Origin of the sequence: Enterococcus sp. C46, from assembly GCF_040887565.1 — a bacterium.
Lineage (GTDB): Bacteria > Bacillota > Bacilli > Lactobacillales > Enterococcaceae > Enterococcus_B > Enterococcus_B lactis.
Genome location: NZ_JBFOGA010000004.1, coordinates 125,736 through 143,326, shown reverse-complemented (window position 1 = coordinate 143,326; position 17,591 = coordinate 125,736). Strand labels below are relative to the sequence as shown.

Genomic DNA, 17,591 nt, shown 5'->3' with positions numbered 1-17,591 from the left:
CAAAAATGCCGCTTTTAAACAGAGGAGCAATTGCTAATTTTTTCGGATTAGCTGATGAGGAAGAGTACGAATACCAAGATTATCCTGAAACAACAAAAAAGGCTGTACAGCCAACTAAAAAAAATATAACACAGAATCAACCAACTCATTCTGTATCTGCTGCGAATACTCATGAGAAACAAAAAACGGCGACTTCACGTCCTGTAACGCATGAAAGTATTCAGCCGGCTGAAAAGAAAAAAGTAATTGAACTACATCAATCACCTACAAAAACTGTAGCGAAAGAAAGAACAGCTTCAAGAACGTCTACACAACCTAAAGCAAATCTTGCGGGAAAAATCACTGTGATGGAACCAAGAGCTTATTCTGAAGCGATGGCGATTGCTAAAAGAATCATCGCTGGAGAAGCAACCTTAGTGAATTTTCATTTAGTGGAAGAAAAGCAAGCGAGAAGAATTGTTGATTTTCTAACAGGAACAGTTTATGCATTAGATGGAGATATCAAACGCGTTGGAGATGAGATTTTTCTTTGTACACCGACAGGGATGGAGATTGACAGTTCAACCGCTCAATCTTTTGCAGATGCGAATTTGTTTGATCTGTAAGAGGAGGAACTACGATTTATATTATTGCGCTATTACTTCATTTAATTCAACGGGCAGCCTATTTCTATAGCATTATCTTGATGGTATATGCTTTGCTCTCTTGGTTTCCAGGCGGTTATCAATCAGGATTAGGACGGTTTTTAGCTAAGATCTGTGAACCGTATATCAGTTTATTCGATCGTCTGCCTTTAAGGATCGGTCCTTTGGATTTCACGATTTTAGGGGCCATTCTAATCTTGAACTTAGCCGTACAAGGATTAGCACAGATCGTTATATGGATAACTATCCATTTAGTTTATTGATTCAAGCAATAAAATCTTTATTCTCAGAATAGATAGGAGGGGAAAATTTTGGATGCAAATGTATACCAGCACTTTCGGGCAGATGAACGTGCATTTATCGACTCAGTAGGTGATTGGATTGAACAAGTTCAAGGACAATATGCGCCATATCTGACTGAATTTCTTGACCCCAGACAATCCTATATTTTAGAAACACTGATTCGTCAAAGCAGTGATTTGCGTTTCATGTTTTATGGTGGATATGAACAGGCAGAAAGAAAAAGATGTTTGATTTTCCCCGATTATTACGAACCTGTAGAGGAAGATTTTGAAACAGCATTGTATGAAATCCATTATCCTAGCAAATTTGCCAGTCTAAGTCATGGGAAAATCCTTGGGACTTTAGTGGGAACAGGTATCAAACGCTCTTACTTTGGTGATATCATCTCAGATGGCGATCGCTGGCAAGTATTTATTGCAAATGAGGTGGATCATTTTGTTGCTGCACAAGTAACAAAGATTGGAAAAGTTGCTGTACGCTTGGAACCAATCAAATACACAGAAATGATTTTGCCGAAAGACAGCTGGACACAAGAAAGAGGGACTGTTAGTTCTATGCGACTGGACAGTGTGATCTCTGAGATTTATAATATTTCCAGACAGCGGTCCAAGCAGCTGATCGAAGCTGGTAAAGTAAAAGTGAATTGGACAGAAAATACAAGACCTGATTTTGTACTTGAACTATTAGATATTATTTCAGTCAGGGGTTACGGCAGAGTCCAGATCCAAGAACTTGAGGGGAAGACGAAAAAAGAAAAGTACAGGGTGTTGTTCGGTGTATTACGTAAATAAAATAAAAAGGTGGTTTACTCATGGCTTTAACTCCATTAGATATCCAAAATAAGACATTCCCAACAAAAATGCGGGGATATAATCAAGACGAAGTAGATGATTTCTTAGATTTAGTTGTTCGTGACTATGAAGAATTGACTCAAAGAAATCGTGAATTAGAAAAAGCAGTCAAACATTCAGAAGAAAAACTTGAGTATTTCAATGAATTGAAAGATGCATTGAACCAATCGATCATCGTAGCTCAAGACACAGCGGATAAAGTAAAAACAAGTGCAAGTAAAGAATCTGAAGTGATCGTTACTTCTGCACAAAACAAAGCAGATGAGTTAGTTGCGAATGCTGAAAAACGTGCACACCAATTAACAACTGATGCAGAAGAAAAAGCAAGAAAAATCTTGACAGATGCAACAGAAAAAGCAAGACAGCTTGCGACAGAAACAGAAGATCTTAAGAAAAAGACACGAGTATTCCATCAACGTATCAGCTTGATGCTTGAATCTCAATTGGAACAAGTGAAAAGTCCAGAATGGGACGAAATTTTACAACCATTCTCTAGCTATGTGACTGACAGCCATGAAGTGATCAAAGAAGTTTTAGCAAAACAGCTTGACAACGAAAATGATACTGATGTAAACTCAGACACAGGAGTCATAGAAGCACCTATGACGGCATTTGATACACAGGCTATCGATATCTCAATCGTACCTGGTGAACATGAAAACGAGTAGAACAGAAAAGCACTTTGTTATTCTTAAAGCGAGCCGATGAGAGTGGAAGATCGGTAAGACACTGCATCGTGAAAGATCCTCTACTTGAGACTGCTTTTCTGAAACTAGAGTAAGAAGCAGCGGCTGACCTCGTTATTGGTCACAGAGAGTTTGCATTAGATAGATGCAACTAAATTTGGGTGGTACCACGGCATGTTCGTCCCTTGCGGCTGAACATGCCTTTTTGTGTCCGGAAAATAAACGAAGGAGTGAATGGTTGAATGAAAATGAAAGAAACCTTGCAATTAGGAAAAACAAAATTCCCTATGCGTGGTAATTTGCCAAACCGAGAAGGCGAATGGCAAAAAGAATGGGAAGAAAATCAAATCTACCAAAAAAGACAAGAATTGAACGAAGGAAAACCTAGCTTTGTTCTTCATGATGGACCTCCTTATGCCAATGGAAATATCCATTTAGGGCACTCATTGAATAAAATCAGTAAAGACATTATCATTCGTTCAAAATCAATGTCTGGCTACCGCGCACCATATGTTCCAGGATGGGATACACATGGATTGCCAATCGAACAAGTGTTGGCTAATAAAGGCGTGAAACGTAAAGAAATGTCCATGGCAGAATATTTGGAAAAATGTCGTGAATATGCACTTTCCCAAGTAGATAAGCAACGAGAAGATTTCAAACGCCTAGGGGTTGCAGGAGATTGGGAACATCCCTATGTCACATTAGACCCTTCGTATGAAGCTGCACAAGTACGCGTATTTGGTAAAATGGCTGAAAAAGGCTATATTTACAAAGGATTGAAACCCATTTACTGGTCTCCGTCAAGTGAGTCTTCTTTAGCGGAAGCTGAAATTGAATATAAAGATGTAAAATCTCCATCTATTTTTGTAGCTTTCAATGTCAAAGACGGCAAAGGCATCCTTGATGAAGATACAGCTTTCGTCATTTGGACGACAACACCATGGACATTGCCAGCAAACCAAGGTATTGCTGTAAATCCCAAATTTACGTATGTACTGGTCGAAGCTGATGGCCGTAAGTTTGTTGTAGCAAAAGATTTGCTAGAAACAGTTCAAACAGAAATCGGTTGGGAAAATGTAACGGTTCTAAAAGAATTTGCTGGACAAGAAATGGAATATATGACTGCAAGTCATCCATTCTATGACCGTGAATCGCTCGTAATTTTAGGTGACCATGTTACTTTAGACGCTGGTACTGGATTAGTCCATACTGCTCCAGGACACGGGGAAGATGACTATATCGCCGGTAGCAAATATAAACTATCTGTAGTGTCACCTGTAGACTCAAAAGGGTTGTTTACAGAAGAAGCTCCTGGATTTGAAGGAATCTTTTATGATAAAGCAAATCCTATGATTACTGATTTATTAAAGGAAAAAGGAGCTTTGCTGAAACTAGATTTCTTTACCCATAGTTATCCTCATGATTGGCGGACGAAAAAACCTGTGATTTATCGTGCAACTCCACAATGGTTTGCATCTATCGATAAATTCCGTCAGAATATTTTGGATGAAGTAGAAAAAGTAGATTGGGTTATTCCATGGGGAAAAACACGTTTATATAATATGATCCGTGATCGCGGCGACTGGGTCATTTCTCGTCAACGTGCATGGGGAGTGCCGCTTCCGATTTTCTATGCTGAAAATGGTGAAGCAATCATCACGCCAGAAACAATCGAACATGTAGCAAAATTATTCGCTGAACATGGATCAATCATCTGGTTTGAAAAAGAAGCAAAAGAACTTCTTCCTGAAGGATTTACTCACCCAGGTTCTCCTAATGGCGAATTTACAAAAGAAAAAGATATCATGGATGTCTGGTTTGATTCTGGTTCTTCTCATGAAGCTGTTTTACGTCAACGACCAGAATTATCATTCCCAGCAGATATGTACTTAGAAGGATCAGACCAATATCGTGGCTGGTTCAACTCAAGTATCACGACAAGTGTGGCTATCAATGGCGTAGCACCATATAAATCAGTTATTTCTCAAGGATTTGCTTTAGATGGCGAAGGCCGTAAGATGAGTAAATCTTTAGGAAATATCATTGCACCAGAAAAAGTGATCAAACAATTTGGTGCAGATATCCTTCGCTTGTGGGTATCTAGTGTCGATTATGAAGCAGATGTTCGTGTATCGATGGATATCTTAAGTCAAGTGGCAGAGGTATATCGTAAGATCAGAAATACGATGCGTTTCTTATTAGCGAATACAGAAGATTTCGATCCTAAAAAAGATACTGTTTCGTACAATGATTTACGCTCTGTAGACAAATACATGACCGTACGATTGAACCAAGTAATCAAAGAAATCAGAGAAGAAGGATATGACAAATATAATTTCATGCATATTTATCGTACAGTTATGAACTTCTTGACTGTTGATCTATCGTCCTTCTACCTGGATTTTGCTAAAGATGTGGTTTATATCGAAGCAGAAGATGATTATCAACGTCGTTGCATGCAAACTGTTTTCTATCAAACAGCTGTAGCTTTGACGAAACTATTGACGCCTATCATTCCACATACGGCGGAAGAAATCTGGTCATTCCTGAAAGAAGAAGAAGCATACGTTCAGTTAAGCGAATTTCCTGGCTATGAAGAGTTTGCGAACCAAGAGGAATTGATGGACACTTGGGCTGCTTTCATGGATTTCCGTGACAAGGTCTTAAAAGCATTGGAAGAAGCAAGAAATAGCAAATTGATTGGTAAATCATTGGAAGCAAAACTAACTGTTTATCCAAAACAACAAGTTCGTGAAATGTTAAAAGCTTTGGATGCAGATATTGCACAATTGCTGATCGTTTCCCCAGACTACTTTGAAGTAATGGAAGCAGATGTACAAGTGCCAGATAATGCTGTGGTATTTGATGATGTTGCTATTACAGTGGAAAAAGCAGACGGAGAAACGTGCGATCGCTGTCGTCAAGTTCGTAAAGATGTAGGAGTAGATGAAAAACTTCCTCATCTATGCAGTCGTTGTGCAAAAATCGTTGAAGCATTCTATCCTGAAGCTGTAGCTGAAGGATTCGAAGAAAAGTAAAATGGAAAAGGGGTTGTGACATGTTTTTTGTCACAACCCCTTTTGTTATCAATCGATTAATTTTCCACGTTCGCGATACCAGTTATCTGGTTGCCAGATCCATTCGAATCCGTCTTTTTCAAGTAATTCGAAAGCTGCTTTAGGCCCCATTGATCCGGCCTTGTAGTTTGGAAAGTCCGGTTGTGTTTGGTCCCAAGCTTTGCGAATGACATCCACGATATGCCAAGATTGAGCGACTTCTTCCCAATGAGAGAAATTCGTTCCATCACCATTCAACGCATCTAGCAGTAATTTTTCGTAAGCTTCTGGGCTATTTTCAACCATTTCTGCACTATTTCGAAATTCTAATTTGATTGGTTCCGTTTCAAACCCTTGACCTACTTCTTTTCCATTCAGGGATAAAGAAAATCCTTCAGTTGGCTGGATATAGATCGTTAGAACATTCGGTGGGAGTGTCGTATCGTCACATGGTTCATCGACAGATGTTTTGAATACATTAACAGGAACCTGTTTGAACACGATATTGATCCGAGTACCTTTTTCAGTCAAACGTTTTCCTGTACGCACATAGAAGGGAACACCAGACCAACGGAAGTTGTCGATAGTGAATTTTCCTGCGACGAAGGTTTCGGTCTCTGATTGAGCATCCACTTTGTCTTCTTCTCGATAACCTTTGAATTGTACGCCATCTAATTCACCTTGAGCATATTGTCCACGAACGAAGTTTTCTAACACTTCTTCTTCGTTGTAGATGCGGATTGCTTTCAATGCTTTGATCTTTTCTGTACGGATTTCTTTTTCGGAAAATGCTACTGGTGGTTCCATTGCAAGTAATGCTACAACTTGCAAAATATGATTTTGCACCATATCTTTCAGTGCGCCACTATGATCGTAGTAGCCCCCGCGATCTTCTACACCAAGGTTTTCACCAAAAGTGATTTGGATATTATCGATGTAACGATTATTCCATTGAGCCTCAAAAATATTATTGGCAAAACGGATAGCTGAGATGTTTTGGATCATTTCTTTCCCTAAATAATGATCGATCCTGAAAATATCTTGTTCAGGGAATACTTCTCTGATTTGCTGATTCAATTCGAAAGCAGATTGGTAATCCGATCCAAACGGTTTTTCTATAATCAAACGATTGAAGCCATTTTTTGTCATAATGTTTTGTGATTTTAAATGAGAAACGATCGTTCCGAAAAATTGAGGTGCCATGGCCAAATAATAGACGCGATTGCCGTTTAACTGATAGTGTCCATCTAATCGGTCAGACAATTCTTTTAATGTTTGATAATGTGTTGAATCATTTACATCATGGGATTGGTAGTAAAAATGACTAGCAAAAGTAGTTGCTTCTTCATCAGAAGGATTCAATGCACGGATCGTTTCTTTGACAACTTCACGGTAGTGTTCATCGCTCCAAGGACGGCGAGCGGTCCCGATCACGGCAAAATGCTCGCCTAAATTTCCTTTTCTGTACAGGCGGAACAAAGACGGGTACAATTTACGTTGGGCTAGGTCACCTGTGCCGCCGAATATCGTAAACAATACATTTTTTTCATTAGACATGTAGATACACTCCTTTATATTTTATCGACAAAAATCGTGCTGGCCGCCTTGAAGCTGACGGGTATTTTCTTTCTATCATTTTGGATAGTGATTGGTCCTTCATAAGCTGCGATATCAACGATCTCATACTCTTCGTTGATATTCAGGTCAATTGTGACTAAGTAATCCAACAATTCTTTTTCATCAAGCACTCGTGCGATACGCACTTTTGTACCGACAGGATAAGATTCTAGTGTTTGCCGGCGTTCTTCATGGACGACTTCCTCTTTTTTAGGAATCGATCCTCCATGAGGACAATGTTCAGGATGATTCAAATAGTTTTCTAAATGATCTGCAAGATGTTCCGAAGTCACATGTTCCAATACTTCAGCATCATCGTGGACTTCATTCCAGCTATAGTCTAAATGTTCAACTAAAAAAACTTCCCATAAACGATGTTTGCGAATTAAACTGCTAGCTTTTTGCAGCCCGCTTGCAGTCAATTGTACACCTTGATAAGGGGAATGTTCTACAAGCTCTTCTTTCACAAGTTTAGAAATCATTTCACTGACAGATGCAGCCGAGACATCCAGGCTAGATACGATTTGTTTATTGTTGACTTTCGTTGTATCTCCGCCTAGTTCTAAAATGATTTTCAAATAATCTTCTCGATTTGGTGTCATATTCGATCATCCTTTCATGGTAAAAACCATCATTAGTAAGTGTAACAAAAAAAACGTTAATTGACTATTTTTCTAAATAAAAAACAAAGGATTTTTGGACGTTTTTACAACAAAAAACGAAAGATGAGAAAGAAGACTCATACTTTCGTTTAAATAGATATATATTGGGAGGTGTCTATTTTTCAGATGTCAGCTTATACGAGACATCTGCAGATTCATCATAAAGAGTTTGTTCGGGATAAGAAAAGATAAGATAAAAACCATATTGATCACGTACGACTAAACGCTGTTCATCTATTTCTACTACAGATGTGCCAAGTGACTGACCGTTGATCAAAAACGTGTAATCAGATGTAATCTGTAATTGTTGTTTTTGCTGGCTATCACTGAAGAACCATGTACCTTGATACCTCGAGAGTCTTTCAGATTTTTCCGCTTGTTTTTTCTTCTTCAAGTAAATCCAACTTGAGAGAACGGCAACGAGTGAACCAAGAAAATAGATCATTTTTTTTATCACCAAATCACTCCTTTATGAGAAAATCATCGTATAGAAACATTCTTCCTTCTTTATTTCATTGTACCGAATAAAAACTAAAATTTCTCTAAGACTTTCGACTGGTTTTTTTACTGTTTTTCCACAAATTATGATAGGATACATAGTAGGAAGACAGGTGACAGAATTTGAAGTATCAGCAAGTTGAAACAGCTTTTTTTATTGACCGTCCGAATCGGTTTATTGCACATTGTATGAAAAAAGACGGAGAAATAATTATCGCGCATGTCAAAAATACAGGTAGGGGAAAAGAGGTCCTGATACCAGGCGCTGAAGTGGCTATTGTATTTGCTCCTGGACCTAAACGGAAAACCGACTATGATCTGATTGCTGTAAAAAAGAAGGGTGATTGGTTCAATATCGATAGTCAATTGCCTAATCAGTTGGCAACTGACGGTATTTTAGACGGTACGATCCTTTTACCAGGATTAATTGGTCCATTTACAACATACAAGCGTGAAGTAACTTATCTTCACTCCAAATTTGATATTTATTTGGAGACGGCGGCCGGACAAAAAGCATTTGTTGAAGTCAAAGGTATGACGCTTGAAAATAAAGCAATTGGTGCTTTTCCTGATGCGCCTACCCTCAGAGGATTGAAACATGTTGGAGAATTAGCGTATGCCGCACAAGATGGTTATGCTGCTTATGTCTTGTTTATTGCTCAATTCGAACATCTTCATTTCGCAACGATCCATGAAGAAATGCAACCAGCACTAGCTGATATGGTTCGACATGCGCAGCAAAGTGGTGTTCAAATCCTCGCCTATAATTGTCAAGTAACGGCAGATGAGGTAAGTGTCAAGCAGGCTATCCCGTTTGATGTAGCTATCCCGTTTGAAGATCCTATACAATAGAAAGAAGGTAAAAAAATGATCAACTTAGGTATTATTGGAACAAATTGGATCACTCATCAATTTGTCCAAGCAGCTTTGAGCACAAAAAAATATGAATTGACAGCGGTATATTCTAGACATTTGGAAAAAGCACAGGAATTTGGTTCTCATTATGAAGGGGATATCGAATTTGCAACAGATTTGAAGACTTTTTTCAATATTGCTCATATGGACACTGTTTATATAGCTTCTCCAAATAGTCTTCATTTTAGTCAGACTAAGCAAGCAATTTTGGCAGGTAAAAATGTGATAGTGGAAAAGCCAGCTTTTTCGACGCCAAAAGAAATGGATGAAATCATCCATTTGGCAAATGAACACAATGTGTATTTTTTTGAAGCAGCAAGAAATATCCATGAATCAGGTTTTAAAAAGATTGCCGATTACTTACCATTAAAAGACGAGATAATCGGTGCAAATTTCAGCTATATGAAATATTCTTCGCGTTATGACCAAGTATTAGATGGAGAAGAACCAAATATCTTCTCGACTCATTTCTCAGGTGGTGCATTGATGGATTTAGGTGTTTACCTTGTGTATGCAACTGTCGCTTGGTTTGGAATGCCAAAAGAAGTCCATTATTTCCCAAGAAAGATTTCTACTGGTGTGGATGGTCTTGGATGGGGAATCTTGCGTTATGATACTTTCGATGTATCGATCCAACCAGGTAAAATCGGTGATTCTTATCTGCCATCAGAGATCTATTTTGACTCAGGAACGCTAGTGATGAATGGCGTCAATGCAATCGAACAAGCAGAGTTTCATGATCGGGTACACGAAGAAATCATTGACTTAGCAGTAACAGCTGCAGAAAATCCAATGGCAGATGAAGCAGAGGATTTTGCCAATGTCATAACTCATCCGAAAGATGCAGCTTGGGGATTATTGTATGAAGAGTGGATCGAGCTGGCTAGAAATGTGAACCAAGTGATTTATGATTTAAGAAAAAATGGTGGCATCAAATTCGATGCAGATAATGAGGAAGATTTTTAATGAACGAATTTGTACAAGTATTTCCCGAAAATTGGCAGAAAAATTATGAGAATAAAGGATTTATTACACCTTCTCTTATCCAACAGGCAGTTTTTCAGCCATTAAGCAATAAACAAAGCATAGTAGCCATCTCTCCAACAGGTTCAGGTAAAACACTGGCTTATCTTTGGCCGTTACTACTAAACGTGGAACCAGGTGAAGCAAGTGCGTTGGTTATCTTTGCATCTTCTCAAGAACTAGCTATTCAAGTAGCAGATGTTGCACGTGAATGGGGAAAAGACAAAGAATTGAAAGTCCAATCTTTGGTGGGCGGAGCAAACGTTAAACGACAAATTGAAGGTTTGAAGAAAAAACCAGAAATCTTGATTGGTACACCAGGAAGAATATTGGAATTGATGAAAGCTAAAAAAATAAAAGCACATCAAGTGAAAACAATGGTATTTGATGAAGCAGACCAGCTATTTGATGCGGGGAACAGCCAAATCATTGATCAGATTCTTCATCAAGCTCCGACAGAATATCAGCTAGCCTTTTTTTCAGCAACAGCAGATCGTTCCCTTGAAAGCATTGAAAAAATCACTGGGAAAACGTTTGAGACGATCGACGTGACAGCAGAAGATGATTCTCGAAAAGGCTTGAGACATTACTTTTTACGAGTGCCAATACGAAAGAAAGATGAATATCTAAGACGTCTCACTCACATAGAAGATTTTCAAGGTCTGATTTTCTTTAATCAACTGACTGAATTAGGTGTGATGGAAGAAAAATTGCTGTATAGAGGGGTACCTGTAGGAAGCCTGGCCTCTGATCAAAACAAGCTGCTCCGAAAAGCGGCGTTGGAACAATTCAAAAAGAAAAAGATCAGCGCACTTTTGACCACAGATGTGGCGGCTAGAGGTTTAGATATTACAGGACTTCCTTATGTCGTGAATGCAGAAGTGCCGTTAAGTGAAGAAGCTTACTTGCATCGTTCTGGAAGAACTGGACGAATGGGCAATGAAGGAACAGTGATCACACTCGTACAAGATAACAATTTAAGAGATTTGAAACGACTTTTACGTCCGACAAACATAACACTTGAAGAGATTTTTCTGCACGGAGGAAAGTTACAAACGGATCAACCAATCAAAGAAGATGTAGCTACCGCAGCGAATAACAAGTATAAGAAATCTTTTCCTGGGAAAGAACAAAATCCAGAGCATAACAAAAACAAATCAAGAAAAAAAGTTAAAAATAAATCAAAAAAAGAGAGAAATAAAGGAGCAAGGCGCAAATAAGCGCCTTTTTATGCTATGATTATGAAAACGGGAACAAAATTGGTTGCCAGAGGAGGGATTATGTGAAAGAACGTCAAGAAGAGATTTTGCATCTATTGACAGAAAACCAACAAGGATTGACAGCAAGTGATGTAGCTGAGCGCTTGAATATTGATCGAAGCAATGCAAGCCGATATTTAAGCGAACTGTATAAGGCTCATCATATTGTAAAAACCGCTGGCCGACCAGTCGTTTACTCCTTGCCAACGGAAAAATCAAAATCTGATGAAGTACATGTCGACTCTTCTACGCAAGTGACTTTTGAAACGCTCGTTGGAGAAAATGATTCTTTAAAAGTCAGTATACAGCAGGCAAAAGCAGCGATTCTTTATCCGCCGCGGGGGCTACATACCATTATTTTTGGAGAAACTGGTACAGGGAAGTCAATGTTTGCGGAATGTATGTATCATTTTGCAATCGAATCTGAAATGCTTTCAGCCGATGCGCCATTTGTTTCTTTCAATTGTGCGGATTATGCTCAAAATCCCCAACTGCTCTTTGGACACATCTTTGGGATCAAAAAAGGGGCTTACACAGGAGCAGCGCAAGATAGTCCTGGTCTAATCGCCAAAGCAGACGGCGGTATATTGTTTTTAGATGAGATCCACCGTTTACCACCGGAAGGACAGGAAATGCTGTTTACTTTCATCGATAAAGGTATCTATCGTCCACTTGGAGAAAGTGCACAAGTACATGAAGCATCAGTTCAGATTATTGGGGCAACGACTGAATCTTCAGAAAGCTTCTTGACTACCTTCAACCGACGGATCCCTATGGCTATCACCTTGCCAAACCTTGCTTCGCGTTCACTGGATGAGCGTTATGAGATCATCTCTCTTTTCATCAAACAAGAAGCGAACCGTTTAAATCAACGTATCGATATCGAAAAAGAAGCGATTCTTGCCTTTATGCTTTATGATGCGGAAGGGAATATCGGTCAAGTGAAACGAGACTTGAAATTAGTCTGTGCAAAATCTTTTTTACATTACCGAACGCATCATGAGAAAAAACTGATCATTCGAAAAGAAGAACTTTCCCTTCAAGTACAAAAAGGACTACTGAAAATCAAAGAAATACCAGAACGCCTCGACCGATTCATGGACAGTAAGAGCCAGTATTTGACATTTGAACCAGGATTTGCTGATGTCGTCTGGTCACAAGATCCAGAAAGAAACATGCAAGTCTACAACGATATTGAGGAAAAAGTTACTTCTCTTTCTGAAACCGGTGTGGAGAACATCGATTTGGAGACGCTCATTTCAAAAGATGTGGATGCTTATTTTCAGACATATGTCAAAGAATTGACTAAAAGTTCAATCCCAAAAGATCTTTTACCAGATGAGATCTGGCGGCTAACCAATCAATTGTATGATGTAGCTGAAAAACGGTTAGACCGTATTTATAATGAAAAAGCTCGTTTTGCTTTTGCTTTGCATTTGCAAAGTACATTGGATCGTGTGAGAGAAGGACATATGATTGTCCATCCAGATTTGAATAACGTACGAAAAAATTTTAAGAAGGAATTCCAGGTAGCAATCGATCTTTCGACAATCATTGAAGAAGAAGAACAAGTCGAGATTCCTTTTGATGAAATTGGCTTTATCAGTATGTTTCTTTCTATCAACTTAGGAGAAAGTGAGCCTGTTAAAGAAAACAAAGTAGATGTTCTCGTACTGATGCACGGCAGACAGACCGCTTCAAGTATGTTGGAGATGGCGCAAGAACTATTAGGAACAAAAGTAGGAAAAGCTTTTAATATGCCATTGGTTATGGAAGTTCAAACAATGTATGAAGAGGTACTACAATATGTCAAAAATTATCAGGGGCATTTGACGAATGGACTGCTTTTGTTAACAGATATGGGATCATTAAACACCTTCAGTGATTTGATTTATGAAGAGACTGGCATTCGGACGAAAGCAATCACAATGACAAGTACGATGATTGTGATAGAAGCGATACGGATGGCAAGTGTTGGAAGAAGCTTAGAAGACATTTATCAAAATATTCAGCTCTCCTTTGAATCAATCGTACGTGATCAGTTCAAAGCGGAAAAAGCTGAAACTTTACAGCGTAAAAAAGCCGTCATCGTGACATGTTTTACTGGTGAGGGAGTAGCTGCCAAATTGTATCAACGGATTATGCCGGTGATTAATCAAAACAAAGTAGAACTGATCCAGATGCAGTTTTTAGAACGCGAATCATTCAAAAAACACATTGATGCCTTATTGGAAGAATATGAAATCAAAGCAATTGCAGGAACGGTTGACGTTGATTATCAAAATATCCCATTTTTTTCTGCCTATGACGTTTTTGATGATGAAAAATTGAATGTTTTGAAGCGTATAGCTGATGATGAGGTCCCAACAGCTAAAATTGTTGATTCGCTTTCAGGATCATTAAGTGATGTCTTTTCTATTGATGAATTGATCCGCTCATTGCAAAAAACAGTTCAGCAGATCCAGACAGATTTGTCGATTATCGTAGAACCAGGAGTAGATACTGGAATTGTCATCCATTTAGCCTTCATGCTAGACGGATTGATCAAAAAAGAATCGCATCGGCAATTTGAGAAACTATCTATTTTCTCAAAAATTTACCGTTTGGAAATGGATATCGTTCGAGCAAATTTGATGGCACTGGAACGAAAATATCAGGTAAAAATTTCAGAAGATGATATCGCGTTTCTTACACAAATGTTTCTTGAAAACAAAATAAAAAAATAAACACACTAATCATACTGTTTACACACTGAATATCAGTGTGCGCACTATATAAAAGAGCTAAAAAGCATGAAAACGCTATTTTAGCTCTTTTTTTCTTGGCATGCTTCTTGCATTATATAAAAGTGTAAAAAAAATAAAAGGAGTGTTAAAAATGGCAAAAAAAACAATTATGTTAGTTTGTTCAGCAGGGATGAGTACGAGTTTATTGGTCACAAAAATGCAAAAAGCAGCAGAAGAAAAAGGAATGGAAGCCGATATTTTTGCTGTCTCTGCCTCAGATGCAGATAATAATTTAGAATCTAAGAATGTCGATGTTTTATTATTAGGTCCTCAAGTACGTTTCATGAAAGCTCAATTCGAACAAAAACTTGCGCCTAAAGGTATTCCGTTAGATGTTATCAATATGCAAGACTATGGCATGATGAATGGAGAAAAAGTACTTGCACAGGCAGAAAATCTAATGAAATAAATCAAGTATGTAGTTGGGGGATAACAACGTGGAAGATCAGCAAAATCTAGAAGCCATCATGGGACTAATCATGTTTGGCGGTAATGCAAAGAGCGACGCAATGGAAGCGATTGCGGCTGCTAAAATCGGTGATTTCGAGTTAGCGGATAGAAAAATCGCTGATGCAGAAGAATCTCTTATACAAGCACATCATGCACAAACAGATATGTTGACACAAGAAGCACAAGGAAATCATATGCAAGTGACGTTATTGACTGTTCATAGTCAAGATCATTTAATGACGTCTATTGCGTTTACTGATTTAGCAAAAGAAATCATCGAACTTTATCGTCGCGTATACAGCGAATAAATACAACTTCTTTTTTGAACGGAAGAAGAAAAATTTTTGAACGGATTTTTTATTTTGTTATAAAGAGAACTCTCTTTATATAAAAAACTTATAGGAGGAAGTAAAAAATGAACGGACTAACAAGTTGGATGGAGAAATACATCCTGCCAGTTGCCGCAAAAATCGGAGCGCAAAAACATTTAGTTGCTTTGCGTGATGCTTTTATCGGCACACTGCCCGCAACAATGGCGGGATCAGTCGCTGTAATGATCAATGCAATTATTCGAGATTTACCGCAACAGTTTAACAGTACCTACGCTGACAGTTTAGCAGCAGACAAAGGAATCTTTGCCGTATTGAATGTCATCATCGGAATCAATGGTTTTGTCTGGAACGGTACACTAGCAATCGCCGGATTGATCTTTGCCTTTTCTTGGGGGTATAATCTTGCCCGAGCTTATGGAGTAAATGATCTAGCTGGGGGAATCGTTGGTCTAGCTACCTTGATTCAAGGTATTTCCTTTGGTCCAGCATTATCAGCAGCATTAGATGTGAATGTCCCTTCAAATGTCGCAGATGCAATCAATAGTTCTGAGATTGGTGCAACGATTGCAGATGGTACACTGTCAGTTGGATTATGGGGTTGGCTAAAACTAGATCATTTGAATGGAAACGCTTATTTTACAGTTATGATCATGGGAGCAATTTCAGTCATTATTTTTTGTAAATTGATGCTTGCTAACATTACGATCAAAATGCCTGATTCAGTACCACCAGCAGTATCTAAAGCATTTGCAGCCATTTTACCAGCTACGATCGCTTTATATGTCATTGCTATTATCAATTATATCGTAGGTCGTGTAGCTGATGGGCAACTAATCATTGATTTGGTGCAAAAATATATTGCAGAACCATTCCTAGGATTATCTCAAGGGTTGGGAGCAGTATTGATCGTCACAGTGTTTGTTCAAGTATTCTGGTTCTTTGGTATTCATGGACCAAATGTATTGGCACCAGTGCTAGAGGGAATCTGGGGACAAGCACAACTAATCAATATTGATATTTTCCAAAAAGGTTATAACGGAAAAACTGGTACACCAGCCGTGTTAGATGCAATCGAAGATGGAAAAGCTTATATGTGGGTCCGTGGATCGTTCGATGCTTTTGCATGGTTTGGCGGATCAGGTGGAACGATCGTCTTACTGATAGCTATCTTGATTTTCTCTAAACGAGCGGATTATTTAACAGTAGCTAAATTATCCATTGGACCCGGTATTTTCAATATCAACGAGCCAGTGATGTTTGGTCTGCCGATCGTATTGAATGCCATCATGTTCATCCCATTCTTGATTGCTCCAGTAGTTGCGACAGCTATCGGTTGGTTAGCAACTTACTTTGGACTTGTAGCACCAGTATCGCAACAAGTTACATGGGTAGTACCGCCGTTCTTATTGTCATTCTTAGCAACAGGAGCGGATTGGCGAGCACCAATCGTAACATTGGTATGTATGGTCGTGACTTTCTTGATTTGGGCACCGTTTGTCATTTCTGCAAACAAAATGGACCCTGCCGCAGGCGAACAACAATAAGATGAATCTGAGGAGCGGGACGCTTTAAGTTCCGTTCCTCATAATGAATTTTCGAGGAGGAGCTGAAAAATGATTTCAATTGCCAGTGCAATGCAACAAGATGCAATCAAAGAATTGTTAGAAGGATACAATGAAGAAGGAATGACATTTACGTTTAAAGAAAAACAAGGAATCAAAATGTTCTTTGAGACAAGTGCAGAAGATCCGGAAGCTGCGGCTAAAAAAGCAAAGGAACTAATCAAAGCACAGCCTTGGGGAACAGTCCTTTATTTTCAGTCAACAGCTGTTTAAGAAAATGGTTCAAAAAGATAGGATGGTTGATATGATAAAAAACGGTTTATTTTTATGTAGTATTGGTTCTTTGATCGTGTTGTATAGTTTGAATCCACATTCGCAAAGGTATGATTTGTATAGTATGGTCACGGGTCTTTTCCTAACAGGATTAGGAATCTACTTCTTCATGAAGGGGAAAAAAAGAGAAGAAGCAAAGGAGAAAAATAACTAATGGAAATCACAAAAAAATTAAATATTCCAGCGTCGTTTTTTTACGATAAAGTTATGGATTCTGTTCTTTTCGATGTACGTAAAGCGACCGGCAAATCAGTGACCAGAAAACAGCTGAAAAATTTGGAGTACGTCAAACAATTCTCGCAAAATAACCGGGCTCGTATAAAAATCGAAGAAGTCATTGAAAACCAGTCTTATAAGTTTCGTACATCGACAACGAAGAATGAATTCGTTGTTCATTATCAAATCAAACCAGTAGACGATTCGACCTGTGAGATTCATTACACAGAAAAAATGGAGTCTTACGGCATGCTTCAAAAGTTGAATGATATGCTTTTAGGAACGATCTTGATGTACTTTAAGCGGAGACGTTTCAAAAAAATGCTAGAGATGATCGAAGCAACGTATTAAACCATTGAAAAAATGGTACTATTTAGTTATTGAAAAATGAAGTA

18 protein-coding genes are annotated in these 17,591 nt (G+C 38.5%); 15 read left to right on the top strand and 3 right to left on the bottom strand.

From position 1 onward, the window contains the following. The first annotated feature begins 5 nt into the window (after positions 1–5). From AB3I27_RS08245 to ileS, 5 genes are all read left to right on the top strand, one after another. Positions 6–605, top strand: a complete 600-nt coding sequence (locus AB3I27_RS08245) for a cell division protein SepF (protein ID WP_002291852.1) — start codon at positions 6–8, stop codon at positions 603–605. Positions 606–619: 14 nt separating this feature from the next. After that, positions 620–907, top strand: a complete 288-nt coding sequence (locus AB3I27_RS08240) for a YggT family protein (RefSeq protein ID WP_073357513.1) — start codon at positions 620–622, stop codon at positions 905–907. A 48-nt stretch (positions 908–955) separates the two neighbouring features. Then, complete coding sequence (locus tag AB3I27_RS08235) at positions 956–1,738, top strand: RNA-binding protein (RefSeq protein ID WP_002291847.1); 783 nt, start codon at positions 956–958, stop codon at positions 1,736–1,738. Positions 1,739–1,758: 20 nt separating this feature from the next. Beyond that, positions 1,759–2,466 carry a DivIVA domain-containing protein gene (locus AB3I27_RS08230; protein WP_002291846.1) on the top strand — a complete coding sequence of 236 codons (708 nt, stop codon included), beginning with the start codon at positions 1,759–1,761 and terminating at the stop codon, positions 2,464–2,466. Between the two features lie 260 nt (positions 2,467–2,726). After that, a complete protein-coding gene (ileS, locus tag AB3I27_RS08225; RefSeq protein ID WP_002291844.1) occupies positions 2,727–5,525 on the top strand; it encodes an isoleucine--tRNA ligase in 2,799 nt (932 codons plus the stop codon). Between the two features lie 48 nt (positions 5,526–5,573). Here ileS and zwf read toward each other — a convergent pair whose 3' ends face one another. The 3 genes from zwf to AB3I27_RS08210 all read right to left on the bottom strand — a co-directional run bounded on the left by zwf (position 5,574) and on the right by AB3I27_RS08210 (position 8,267). After that, positions 5,574–7,100 (bottom strand): glucose-6-phosphate dehydrogenase, encoded by a 1,527-nt coding sequence (zwf, locus tag AB3I27_RS08220; RefSeq protein ID WP_002291842.1) that lies wholly within the window; start codon positions 7,098–7,100, stop codon positions 5,574–5,576. A gap of 14 nt (positions 7,101–7,114) precedes the next feature. Further along, positions 7,115–7,762 carry a metal-dependent transcriptional regulator gene (locus AB3I27_RS08215; protein WP_002286616.1) on the bottom strand — a complete coding sequence of 216 codons (648 nt, stop codon included), beginning with the start codon at positions 7,760–7,762 and terminating at the stop codon, positions 7,115–7,117. Between the two features lie 175 nt (positions 7,763–7,937). Beyond that, entirely contained in the window at positions 7,938–8,267 is a 330-nt protein-coding gene (locus AB3I27_RS08210) for a DUF4828 domain-containing protein (protein ID WP_002347905.1), read from the bottom strand. A 176-nt stretch (positions 8,268–8,443) separates the two neighbouring features. On the opposite strand from AB3I27_RS08210, the gene sfsA reads away from it, so the two are divergent. From sfsA to AB3I27_RS08160, 10 genes are all read left to right on the top strand, one after another. Continuing rightward, complete coding sequence (gene sfsA / locus AB3I27_RS08205; protein ID WP_002291840.1) at positions 8,444–9,172, top strand: DNA/RNA nuclease SfsA; 729 nt, start codon at positions 8,444–8,446, stop codon at positions 9,170–9,172. Positions 9,173–9,187: 15 nt separating this feature from the next. Next, the gene (locus AB3I27_RS08200) at positions 9,188–10,201 is read left to right on the top strand and encodes a Gfo/Idh/MocA family protein (RefSeq protein WP_002291839.1); all 1,014 of its coding nucleotides are present in this window, start codon (positions 9,188–9,190) and stop codon (positions 10,199–10,201) included. Continuing rightward, entirely contained in the window at positions 10,201–11,478 is a 1,278-nt protein-coding gene (locus AB3I27_RS08195; RefSeq protein WP_002291838.1) for a DEAD/DEAH box helicase, read from the top strand. The genes AB3I27_RS08200 and AB3I27_RS08195 overlap by 1 nt, the downstream gene beginning before the upstream one ends. Before the next feature lie 62 nt (positions 11,479–11,540). After that, positions 11,541–14,243, top strand: coding sequence for a sigma 54-interacting transcriptional regulator (locus AB3I27_RS08190; RefSeq protein WP_002291837.1), 2,703 nt, complete (start codon positions 11,541–11,543; stop codon positions 14,241–14,243). Between the two features lie 151 nt (positions 14,244–14,394). Then, positions 14,395–14,712 (top strand): PTS sugar transporter subunit IIB, encoded by a 318-nt coding sequence (locus AB3I27_RS08185; protein WP_002286606.1) that lies wholly within the window; start codon positions 14,395–14,397, stop codon positions 14,710–14,712. 28 nt (positions 14,713–14,740) lie between these two features. Further along, positions 14,741–15,061, top strand: coding sequence for a PTS lactose/cellobiose transporter subunit IIA (locus tag AB3I27_RS08180; protein ID WP_002286604.1), 321 nt, complete (start codon positions 14,741–14,743; stop codon positions 15,059–15,061). 107 nt (positions 15,062–15,168) lie between these two features. Next, positions 15,169–16,629, top strand: coding sequence for a PTS sugar transporter subunit IIC (locus tag AB3I27_RS08175; RefSeq protein WP_002292902.1), 1,461 nt, complete (start codon positions 15,169–15,171; stop codon positions 16,627–16,629). Positions 16,630–16,698: 69 nt separating this feature from the next. Next, positions 16,699–16,920 (top strand): hypothetical protein, encoded by a 222-nt coding sequence (locus AB3I27_RS08170; RefSeq protein WP_002292901.1) that lies wholly within the window; start codon positions 16,699–16,701, stop codon positions 16,918–16,920. 31 nt (positions 16,921–16,951) lie between these two features. Next, positions 16,952–17,134 (top strand): DUF3188 domain-containing protein, encoded by a 183-nt coding sequence (locus tag AB3I27_RS08165; RefSeq protein WP_002286596.1) that lies wholly within the window; start codon positions 16,952–16,954, stop codon positions 17,132–17,134. Then, entirely contained in the window at positions 17,134–17,547 is a 414-nt protein-coding gene (locus tag AB3I27_RS08160) for a DUF3284 domain-containing protein (RefSeq protein WP_002292900.1), read from the top strand. The genes AB3I27_RS08165 and AB3I27_RS08160 overlap by 1 nt, the downstream gene beginning before the upstream one ends. Positions 17,548–17,591 lie beyond the last annotated feature (44 nt).

Excerpts from the sequence above, each read along its gene's own strand:
- AB3I27_RS08245 (WP_002291852.1), top strand. The coding sequence starts at position 6 with ATGCCGCTTTTAAACAGAGGAGCAATTGCTAATTTTTTCGGATTAGCT.
- AB3I27_RS08230 (WP_002291846.1), top strand. The coding sequence starts at position 1,759 with ATGGCTTTAACTCCATTAGATATCCAAAATAAGACATTCCCAACAAAA.
- ileS (WP_002291844.1), top strand. The coding sequence starts at position 2,727 with ATGAAAATGAAAGAAACCTTGCAATTAGGAAAAACAAAATTCCCTATG.
- zwf (WP_002291842.1), bottom strand. The coding sequence starts at position 7,100 with ATGTCTAATGAAAAAAATGTATTGTTTACGATATTCGGCGGCACAGGT.
- AB3I27_RS08215 (WP_002286616.1), bottom strand. The coding sequence starts at position 7,762 with ATGACACCAAATCGAGAAGATTATTTGAAAATCATTTTAGAACTAGGC.
- AB3I27_RS08210 (WP_002347905.1), bottom strand. The coding sequence starts at position 8,267 with ATGATCTATTTTCTTGGTTCACTCGTTGCCGTTCTCTCAAGTTGGATT.
- AB3I27_RS08200 (WP_002291839.1), top strand. The coding sequence starts at position 9,188 with ATGATCAACTTAGGTATTATTGGAACAAATTGGATCACTCATCAATTT.
- AB3I27_RS08195 (WP_002291838.1), top strand. The coding sequence starts at position 10,201 with ATGAACGAATTTGTACAAGTATTTCCCGAAAATTGGCAGAAAAATTAT.
- AB3I27_RS08185 (WP_002286606.1), top strand. The coding sequence starts at position 14,395 with ATGGCAAAAAAAACAATTATGTTAGTTTGTTCAGCAGGGATGAGTACG.
- AB3I27_RS08175 (WP_002292902.1), top strand. The coding sequence starts at position 15,169 with ATGAACGGACTAACAAGTTGGATGGAGAAATACATCCTGCCAGTTGCC.
- AB3I27_RS08170 (WP_002292901.1), top strand. The coding sequence starts at position 16,699 with ATGATTTCAATTGCCAGTGCAATGCAACAAGATGCAATCAAAGAATTG.
- AB3I27_RS08165 (WP_002286596.1), top strand. The coding sequence starts at position 16,952 with ATGATAAAAAACGGTTTATTTTTATGTAGTATTGGTTCTTTGATCGTG.
- AB3I27_RS08160 (WP_002292900.1), top strand. The coding sequence starts at position 17,134 with ATGGAAATCACAAAAAAATTAAATATTCCAGCGTCGTTTTTTTACGAT.